We start from the raw sequence: 2,485 nt of genomic DNA on the forward strand, positions 1-2,485 counted from the left end.
GCCTGATCGTACAAGGACGGAGCACCTCCCATGGCAGCCACGAGCTCAAGCCCGTCCGAGGGTCCACACCTGCGCACCATCGCCATGCCGCGCGACACGAACGCTGCTGGCGCCATCTTCGGAGGCTGGACGGTTTCGCACTTGGATCTGGCCGGCGGAACCTTTGCTGCCCAGTGAACTAAGGGCCGCGTGGCGACGGTCAGCATCGACGCAATGCGTTTTCTCAGGCCGATCTCGGTCGGCGATGAGGTGAGTTGCTACTGCGCCCTACAGGAAGACGGTGAGACATCGTTGGGCGTTCGGATCGAGGTCTGGATCCGGGATAGGACCGGAGGTGATCCGCAGAAGGTCACCGAAGGGGTGTTCACCTATGTCGCCTTGGACGACGAGGGGAAGGCGCGGCATCGGACCTAACTCCGGTCTAACAGGAACTGGAGGCGTTCGCCGTTCTCAGGGTGCAGGGCCGAGGTGTCTGGACTCCTATGCATGGATGCTTTCGGGAAGCGTCGATGGTGGTTCGAACGGCTGAGTTGGGTCGGGACCCGCCCGTCCGCTCTATGACCGACTTGGGTGGGAAGCCGCCCGTCCGCTTCTGCGCCGAGAAGGAGCAGAAGCGGACGTTGAAGTCGGGATTGAACGTCGGCCGTAGCACCTGAGTCGTGAGGTTCTACCTCAGGCGGCTCTGACGGTAGCGAGGAAGCGATCGACTTCCGCCGCGAGGTGCTCGGACTGACGCGACAGCTCGGACGCCGCGCCGAGCACCTGGGTCGCCGCCGCGCCGGTCTTCTCGGCCGCGGCCGCCACGCCGGTGATGTTGCCGGTTACCTCCGCCGTGCCCACAGCCGCCTGGCTGACGTTGCGCACGATCTCCTGCGTCGCCGCGCCCTGCTGCTCCACCGCCGCCGCGATCGAGGTCGCCACGTCGCTGATCTGGCGGATGCGCCCGGTCATGCCGCCGATCGAAGCGACCGCGTGACCAGTCGAGGTCTGGATCTGCGCGATCTGGCCCGAGATCTCGCTCGTGGCCTTGGCCGTCTGCTCGGCCAGCGCCTTCACCTCCGCCGCGACGATGGCGAAGCCCTTGCCGGCGGCGCCTGCACGTGCCGCCTCGATGGTGGCGTTGAGGGCCAGCAGGTTGGTCTGCCCGGCGATGTTCGAGATCAGCCCGACCACGTCGCCGATGCGCGAGACCGCAGCGCTCAGTGCCTGCACCAGGGTGCCGGTCTGGTCGGCCTCCTGCACTGCCGCGTGGGCGAGCGCCGCCGAGCCGCCGACCTGGCGCCCGATCTCCAGCACGGACGCGCCGAGTTCTTCGGCTGCCGCAGCCACCGTGGTGACGTTGGTGCCGGCCTCCTCGGCGGCCGTCGCCACCGTGGTGGACTGGCTCGCCGTCTCGGTCGCCGTCGCGGTCAGGGCCCGGGCGGTGGCCTGCAGCTCGGTCGCCGAGGACGACACCATCCCGACGATGCCACCCACCGCCGCTTCGAAGTCGTCGGCCATCTGGCGCATCCCCGCCTTGCGCTGCGCCAGCGCCGCTAGATCGCCCTGCGCGGTCTCCGCTTCGATAGCGCGCGTCCGGATCAGGTTGTCCTTAAACACCTGGACGGCGGCAGCCATCGCACCGATCTCGTCGCGACGTTCCTTGGCCGGCACCTCTTTGCTCAAGTCCCCCGCGGCGAGACCGGTCATGAACGCCGTCATGGCCCGCACCGGCCGCACCACGCTCCGGCCTATAATTGTCGCGAGAAGACCGATCATCACCGCAACGATGGCCGCGCCGCCGAGCAGACGCATCAAGGTCGGCCGCATTTGCGCCGCCGTGTCGTCCGCGTAGATGCCCGATCCGATGATCCATCCCCAAGGCGCGAAGCCTTTTACGTAGGAAATCTTCGCCACCGGTTGATCCATACCGGGCTTGGGCCACTGGTATGGGACGAAGCCCGCGCCCGATTGCTTCACCCGTTCGACCACATCCACGAACAGGTGCTTCCCCGAAGGGTCGACGATGTCGGTGATATCCTTGCCGACAAGGTCGGCCTTGGGATGCAACACCATGCGCGGTTGCATGTCCTGGATCCAGAAGTACTCGCTGCCCGCGTAGTGTAGGCCACGAACAGCCGCTACCGCCGCGTGCTGGGCGGCATCGCGGCTCATCCGGCCGGCGCGCTCCTCGCCTTCAAAATAGGCGAGGACCCCTTGCGCCGCCTCCACGAGATCACGCGTCTTCAACTCTCGCGCGTCCGTGACCGTCTGAGACATGTCCCAGGCTGCCAGCCCGATGAGCATTGCCATACCGCCGAGAGCGGTCAGGGTAATGAGCTGTATGCGGGTGCCTACGTGGAATGCCATGAGATCCTGCGGGGAACTGCGCAAGGGCGGAGTAAGGACGATGGTACCTCGGCGCGTATCACACACGCTTGCTACCAGACGTAGGAAGCCACCGCCGATACCTGACCGCTGGGGTAGAATTGCAGGCTATCGCGCA

At 66.5% G+C, this 2,485-nt stretch carries 3 protein-coding genes; 2 read left to right on the plus strand and 1 reads right to left on the minus strand.

The window, feature by feature from the left end:
* The first annotated feature begins 30 nt into the window (after positions 1 to 30).
* Positions 31 to 177 carry a hypothetical protein gene (locus tag MKK64_RS28255; RefSeq protein WP_313898908.1) on the plus strand — a complete coding sequence of 49 codons (147 nt, stop codon included), beginning with the start codon at positions 31 to 33 and terminating at the stop codon, positions 175 to 177.
* A 12-nt stretch (positions 178 to 189) separates the two neighbouring features.
* On the plus strand, positions 190 to 414 hold the full coding sequence (locus MKK64_RS28260) for a hotdog domain-containing protein (RefSeq protein ID WP_313898909.1): 225 nt from the start codon (positions 190 to 192) through the stop codon (positions 412 to 414).
* 258 nt (positions 415 to 672) lie between these two features.
* Here MKK64_RS28260 and MKK64_RS11930 read toward each other — a convergent pair whose 3' ends face one another.
* Positions 673 to 2,349, minus strand: coding sequence for a methyl-accepting chemotaxis protein (locus MKK64_RS11930; RefSeq protein ID WP_243935063.1), 1,677 nt, complete (start codon positions 2,347 to 2,349; stop codon positions 673 to 675).
* Positions 2,350 to 2,485: the final 136 nt, after the last annotated feature.

Source organism: Methylobacterium sp. E-025 (genome assembly GCF_022829705.1).
Classification (GTDB): Bacteria; Pseudomonadota; Alphaproteobacteria; order Rhizobiales; family Beijerinckiaceae; genus Methylobacterium.